The sequence below is a fragment of the Planktothrix sp. FACHB-1355 genome, assembly GCF_014748295.1.
GTDB lineage: Bacteria > Cyanobacteriota > Cyanobacteriia > Cyanobacteriales > Aerosakkonemataceae > Aerosakkonema > Aerosakkonema funiforme_A.
In genome coordinates, this window is record NZ_JACJUP010000407.1 from 1 (window position 1) to 5,217 (window position 5,217).

7 protein-coding genes are annotated in these 5,217 nt (G+C 46.2%); 5 read left to right on the forward strand and 2 right to left on the reverse strand.

All coding sequences use genetic code 11. The annotated features are described in order from the left end of the window. The first annotated feature begins 219 nt into the window (after positions 1-219). Positions 220-564 (forward strand): DUF1815 family protein, encoded by a 345-nt coding sequence (locus H6S82_RS17055; protein ID WP_190460935.1) that lies wholly within the window; start codon positions 220-222, stop codon positions 562-564. A gap of 392 nt (positions 565-956) precedes the next feature. Here H6S82_RS17055 and H6S82_RS17060 read toward each other — a convergent pair whose 3' ends face one another. After that, the gene (locus H6S82_RS17060; RefSeq protein WP_190460933.1) at positions 957-1,106 is read right to left on the reverse strand and encodes a hypothetical protein; all 150 of its coding nucleotides are present in this window, start codon (positions 1,104-1,106) and stop codon (positions 957-959) included. A 70-nt stretch (positions 1,107-1,176) separates the two neighbouring features. Here H6S82_RS17060 and H6S82_RS17065 point away from each other — a divergent pair, with 70 nt between their 5' ends. Beyond that, positions 1,177-1,911, forward strand: coding sequence for an FHA domain-containing protein (locus tag H6S82_RS17065; RefSeq protein ID WP_190460931.1), 735 nt, complete (start codon positions 1,177-1,179; stop codon positions 1,909-1,911). Between the two features lie 148 nt (positions 1,912-2,059). Here H6S82_RS17065 and recA read toward each other — a convergent pair whose 3' ends face one another. Further along, positions 2,060-3,130, reverse strand: coding sequence for a recombinase RecA (recA, locus tag H6S82_RS17070; RefSeq protein ID WP_190460929.1), 1,071 nt, complete (start codon positions 3,128-3,130; stop codon positions 2,060-2,062). Positions 3,131-3,352: 222 nt separating this feature from the next. Here recA and xseA point away from each other — a divergent pair, with 222 nt between their 5' ends. From xseA to H6S82_RS17085, 3 genes are all read left to right on the forward strand, one after another. Beyond that, positions 3,353-4,642 carry an exodeoxyribonuclease VII large subunit gene (xseA, locus tag H6S82_RS17075; protein ID WP_190460927.1) on the forward strand — a complete coding sequence of 430 codons (1,290 nt, stop codon included), beginning with the start codon at positions 3,353-3,355 and terminating at the stop codon, positions 4,640-4,642. Next, a complete protein-coding gene (xseB, locus tag H6S82_RS17080) occupies positions 4,642-4,896 on the forward strand; it encodes an exodeoxyribonuclease VII small subunit (protein WP_190460924.1) in 255 nt (84 codons plus the stop codon). Before xseA ends, xseB begins: the two co-directional genes overlap by 1 nt. A 135-nt stretch (positions 4,897-5,031) precedes the next feature. Next, positions 5,032-5,217, forward strand: a 186-nt coding sequence (locus tag H6S82_RS17085) for a hypothetical protein (protein WP_199317905.1), incomplete at its 3' end; no start/stop codon positions are given.

The window sequence follows — 5,217 nt, forward strand, 5'->3', positions numbered from 1 at the left end:
AGGAACTCCGTTTTTGTTTTTTGCGTCTATGATGCAGTTGAATCGATCGGACTGTCACTACTGATACGTTGCTGACACCCTCGATAGGTTAACCTAAAGCAAAAGAGTTAGTCGTTCGGTGGAAAAGTCTGGTGGCCATTTTACCAACCTCAGAATGTCTGAATTCTTAAGAAAATCTAAAACACGTCTAAAATTAGGTGTGGTGGTTGGAGGATAACCGTGTTTATCAGACTTGCAGAGCAACACCGCCAATTTGTTCAAGATCTGGTTATGAACCTTCAAGCGCTGGCAATCGTGCTAGAGCGGCGAGGATACCTAGCTTCTTGCTATACGTGCGGTGGCCAAATGACAAGCGCCTCTTTCATGGTTAGCTTGGGGGATAATCATCTGATCAGATTTTTAGTCTCCGATTATGGGATAACTTGGACAGAGATGCGAGACGATCGGGAATTAATGAAGCTAGAGGGTGCGGAAGCTATCTCTCAGCTACAGGAACTAGCTAATCTCGTTAAATACCAAATGGAAGCTTCTGGGTGTTGTGCTGTTAGCGCCAAGACAGATTAGAAACCTCGATCGCACAGTTTACCTAGTGATTCAGTCTTAGAAGCGAGCAGTCCCGCCCTGTCAGCGGTAAGGCAGTGTCGGGCTGATCGTCTTTGTGCTGCTCATTTTTGAAACGCAATCATTCTATTTTACTGGGATCGCGCCACTGATAGGCCGATTTTTTTATTCTCAAATACCTGGCATATTTTTCTTTAACCAAAAATAATTTTAATCAACAAAAATGTCGCCATTCGTACATAAATATCTTAGTGGTAACGAACTGCACAACCAAGGTGTATCTGTAAATAAGTAGAAATTAGGAAAACTTTATAATATTTCCGTATTTGTGCGGGACTCTTAAAAGCCTAAACCTTCTAAGTTAATAAACAGGGAAAATATAGCGGTGTGCCCTTTTAGCATCTTGAAATAGTCAATACGGTAGTTTGACCTCCTGAATGGAGAGTAGCTGGTAAGCCAGTCACCTGGGTGGGAGCCAAAAGACCGATCGAGCCAAGGGTAGCAGTAACTGCTTGATTTCCCAACAGCAGTCTCGGATTCAACATCTAGCTAACGATCGTTCACCCGCGTGTATCCACGCCAAGCATCTCATTGCTCCTGGAGTCATCTGAAGGTATGGAACTGGAAAAACGCCTCGGTTTATATCAGGTATTTTTAAGGATTTACGAGCATAATCGTGGCTTATTAGATGAAATTTTACAATTAGAAAACTCAGCCCCTTCATCTCTAGGGAGGGCACCAGCTTACGTGCAAGGAGTGGTGCAGGGGCAGCAAGCTTATATTGTCACCAATTTACTTAACGGCAAAACGCAGCGACTATTTCAGCCTCAAAAAATCTGGATAATAGGGCGAGATCGTCGTATTGCCCTGCCAGTCCGGGATGGGTGGATGTCTCGCCGTCACGCCGCCATACAGTATATCCACAACGAAGGTTTCTACTTAGTTGACTTAAACAGCACCAACGGTTCATTTGTCAACGGCGAACCGGTGATTAAGCGCGTGCTGCTCCAGGATGGCGATCGAATTCGCTTGGGAAGTTTAGCCATAACCTTTTTCTTTGGTCAAACAGCCCAAACGGTAGAGCCAGTACCCCCAGAAATACTCGCGCAAATCAACGCCAGCACAGTCCGTCCTCCCGCACCGACCGATCGACAGATGCTGACAACGTTTGCCGACGAAGATGATTATCTAAGTGAGAAACCAGATGATACTTCTCTGGTTCTCAAAGCAAAACTTTCCTCTGAAGACCCCACCTCACCATCTTCTTTACCGCATTTGACGGCATCTGAGCGATCGCAAATTTTAGACCGCTTTCTGAGCAGTCGTCATACAACAATAGAAAAAAACTGAGTTATGGGAGCGGGAGAGTGGGGGAGCTAAAAGTCAAAAGTCAAAAGTCAAAAAGGGGTTAGGGCGTCGGGCGTCGGGCGTCGGGAGGAGGGAAAAGTCAACATATTAATTCCCCCACTCCCCCCCGCTCCCGCTCTCCCTCTTAACTCTATTCCAGATCTTCGAGATCTTCTTCTTCCTCGATATCGCTTGGGTGAGCTACCGAGTTAGCGGAAACTACAGCTCCCTTATCCAATTTTTCGCGGATTTGCTGCTGGATAGTTTTGGCGAGTTGGGAATTTTCGTCTAGATACTTGATGGTATTGTCCCGACCTTGGGCGATATTTTCACCGTTGTGGCTGTACCACGCTCCTTTACGGTTAATCACACCAACTTCTTCCGCAATGTCTACAATACAGCCCATTGTGGAAATGCCCTTACCAAAGATGATGTCAAACTCGGCAATGCGGAAGGGCGGAGCGACTTTGTTCTTGGCAACTTTGACTTTGACACGGTTCCCGAATTCTTCCGCACCTTTTTTGAGGGTTTGAATGCGGCGAATATCGAGTCGCACCGAAGCGTAGAACTTGAGGGCGTTACCACCAGTAGTGGTTTCTGGATTGCCGTAAGTGACACCGATTTTCTGGCGCAGTTGGTTGAGGAAAATGACCGTACAGCCAGATTTGCCTATATTACCAGTTATCTTACGTAGGGCTTGGCTCATCAAGCGAGCTTGCAAACCAACGTGGGCATCGCCCATATCGCCTTCAATTTCAGCTCGCGGTACCAGGGCGGCTACCGAGTCAACAACCACAATATCAACCGCCGCAGAACGTACTAACTGATCGACTATTTCCAGTGCTGCTTCCCCAGTATCGGGTTGCGAAACGAGCAAATTTTCGATATCGACACCCAGCGCCGCCGCGTAGGTGGGATCGAGGGCGTGTTCGGCATCCACAAAGGCGGCTATGCCACCGGCTTTTTGTATTTCTGCGATCGCGTGCAGCGCCAGCGTTGTTTTACCGGAACTTTCTGGGCCATAAATTTCGATCACCCGTCCTTTGGGTAAGCCACCACCCAAGGCTAAATCTAAAGTTAGTGCCCCGCTGGGGATGGTTTCCACCCTCATGCGGGTAGCATCGCCCAAACGCACGATCGCGCCTTTACCAAATTGTTGTTCAATTTGTTTGAGTACCAGGTTTAGCGCTTTTTCCTTGCCAGCGATATCATTTGCTACCATACTTATTCCGCGTCTCTAGGTTAGGAGGTTTTAAAATGGTGGTCTGGGAGACCTGACTAGAACAGATATACTATTTTAGTTTAGTCTACCCCTGTTGGAACGTCCAAGCTTGCCTGTTCTTTAGTTGGTTTAAAATGCTGTTGATGCTCGATCGGAGTCTAGCATCTGAGGAGTTAGGGCATGTTTAAAGCTTTCTTAAGCTGATTCGGGATCGAAGTGGAAATGAACTCTTATTTTACCGATACTGTAATTCCAGATACAGCCCTATCGCTGGCTGGGTTGACCGACTATATCCAAGACTTGTTAGAACAAGACGATCGACTGCGACAAGTTTGGGTATACGGTGAGGTTTCTAGCACTAATAAGCATCCCAGCGGGCTGTTCTTTACGCTGCAAGACTCAGACGGGAAAGCAACAATTCGCTGTGTGGTGTGGAATAGCCAAATGACCAAACTCGCACAGCAGCCGACAAAAGGCGAACAGTTGCTTGTTTTGGGCAGCATTCGCGTTTATCGCCAGCGGGGAGAATATCAGCTGACTGTTTGGCAGGCGTTTCCAGCCGGGGAAGGGTTGCAGGCGTTGCGCTACAAGCAGTTGCGATCGCGTCTGGAAGCGGAAGGACTGTTCGACCCCCAAACAAAGCGATCGCTTCCCATTCATCCCCAAACTATTGCTGTCGTCACTTCACCCTCTGCCGCCGCTTGGGGGGATATACGTAAAACACTGAGGCAACGCTATCCGGGTTTGCACGTACTCTTTTCTCCAGCGCAAGTGCAGGGCGAGCAGGCACCCGCTTCTATTGTGGCAGCGATCGAACGAGTGGAGCGAGATGGTCGGGCAGAGGTTTTGATTTTAGCGCGAGGGGGCGGTGCAGTTGAGGATTTAAGCTGCTTTAATGATGAAGGGGTGGTGAGAGCGATCGCTTTATGTCCAATTCCCGTTATGACCGGCATCGGTCATCAAAGAGATGAGTCTTTGGCTGACTTGGCGGCTGATTTCTGCGCTCATACTCCCACAGCTGCCGCCGAACAAGTCGTACCGGAACTAGACTATTTAATTGCACAACATCGAGAAAGAATTGCGACTTTGAAAGAAGTTGTCGATCGACAATTAGATACCGCGCAAGCTAAAATTTTAATATTGCGAAATAAGTTGCGGCGGCTGCGATTAGACAGGCAAATTCAGCAAGAAAGTCGATCGCTTTCTTGGTTGCGTCAAAGATTAGTCCAAGTGACAAACCTAAAATTTCAGTCAGCCAGTCAGCACTGTCAGCTACTGCGGCAAAAATTGACAACACTCGACCCGAAAGCTGTACTGCAACGCGGTTATGCGGTGGTACGGCAAGAAGATGGTACTATTTCTCGTTCTGCTGCTAGTTTAAAATTAGGACAGGAGTTGTCGATTCAGTTGAGTGACGGTCAAGTAAAAGTCAAAGTTACCGAAATTTTAGATGATCGGATTTCACAACCGAAAGCAAGAAAAACGCGAAGTTATAAAAAGAAGGATATTTGATGATTAATTATCCGAATTCACCAGTTTCCGCTAACATCCCATTAGAGAAAAGCTGGAATTACGAAGAAGCAGTTACAAAAGTTGAAAAGATCATCGCCGAAATAGAATCGGGTAAATTAGAATTAGCTCAAATTTTTGATGAGTTTGCCGCTGCGGTTGAATACTTGCGTCAGTGCGAAACTTTTTTGCAAGAAAAACAACAACAGGTGGATTTGTTGATTGAAACTCTTGTGGATGAAGCAGATTCTTTTTGATAGATTTTGGCATATGCCATCATCGATTGCTTAGCAAATCAGCGCTCGACCCAGCAAAATATAAAATTTATATATATTTTTTTATAAAATATCTATGATGTGAAATAATTTTATTTGCTGAATTCCTGGAGAGATATGAAAGACATAAAATTGAGCTTAATCGGTTTATTGGCAATAATAGCCTTAGCTGGATGCACGCAGCCAGAACCGCCCCAAGCAGCACAAACAGCACAACCAGTAGCACAAACAACACAACCGACACAACCGAAAAAAATTGAGTGGGTAGGTAAAACATTCTTGATTGATTTTGGCGAACTAAAA

Excerpts from the sequence above, each read along its gene's own strand:
- H6S82_RS17065 (WP_190460931.1), top strand. The coding sequence starts at position 1,177 with ATGGAACTGGAAAAACGCCTCGGTTTATATCAGGTATTTTTAAGGATT.
- xseA (WP_190460927.1), top strand. The coding sequence starts at position 3,353 with ATGAACTCTTATTTTACCGATACTGTAATTCCAGATACAGCCCTATCG.
- xseB (WP_190460924.1), top strand. The coding sequence starts at position 4,642 with ATGATTAATTATCCGAATTCACCAGTTTCCGCTAACATCCCATTAGAG.
- recA (WP_190460929.1), bottom strand. The coding sequence starts at position 3,130 with ATGGTAGCAAATGATATCGCTGGCAAGGAAAAAGCGCTAAACCTGGTA.
- H6S82_RS17060 (WP_190460933.1), bottom strand. The coding sequence starts at position 1,106 with ATGTTGAATCCGAGACTGCTGTTGGGAAATCAAGCAGTTACTGCTACC.